The organism is Bartonella sp. CR127HXZ (assembly GCF_042194555.1).
In the GTDB taxonomy this organism is placed as follows: domain Bacteria; phylum Pseudomonadota; class Alphaproteobacteria; order Rhizobiales; family Rhizobiaceae; genus Bartonella; species Bartonella grahamii.
In genome coordinates this window covers 1-608 of sequence record NZ_JBHIMZ010000079.1, presented here as the reverse complement: position 1 = coordinate 608, position 608 = coordinate 1, and the positions used below count along the sequence as shown (strand labels likewise).

Genomic DNA, 608 nt, shown 5'->3' with positions numbered 1-608 from the left:
ACAACAGCATTGCCATAAATTTGCACATGATGATCAATATTTGATTTGCCATAGACCTTGGCATGATCATAAATCCTTACAAAGCAACCAACACGAGCCGATCCAGAAACCTTGGCATGACCATAGATACTTGAATAATCCTTAATCCAGGCATTACAAAAAACATGGGCATTATCATAAACGCGCGCCCAGACATAAACCCGTGACTTGCCATATACACGAGCATTGCCAAAAATATAGCCACAAACATAGGCACTTTCATAGACACGGGCATTGTCATAAACCTTGGCACCATTAGAAATAGTAGCATTATCACTGATTACGGCATTACCATAAACATGCCCACAGACCTTAGCGTTATCATGAATTTTTGCATTATCATAAATATGAGCGGTTGTATCAAAAACCAATGCTTTGCCATTAACGATAGCATTGCCATACACCTTGGCACCTCTAAAGATTTTCGCGTCATTATAAATTTTAGCATTTTCATAAACAGTTGCATCGAAAAGAACCGCGGCATTATCATAGACCCAGCAATTGCCATCATGGGATAAGTTACTTTCATTTTCAATAAAACCGCCGAGGTCCCCCGCCTTAACATCATC

The 608-nt window shown here is 39.6% G+C and carries 1 protein-coding gene; it reads right to left on the bottom strand.

The annotated features are described in order from the left end of the window. Positions 1–608, bottom strand: a 608-nt coding sequence (locus tag ACFIKY_RS09205) for a hypothetical protein (protein ID WP_375661753.1), incomplete at both ends; no start/stop codon positions are given.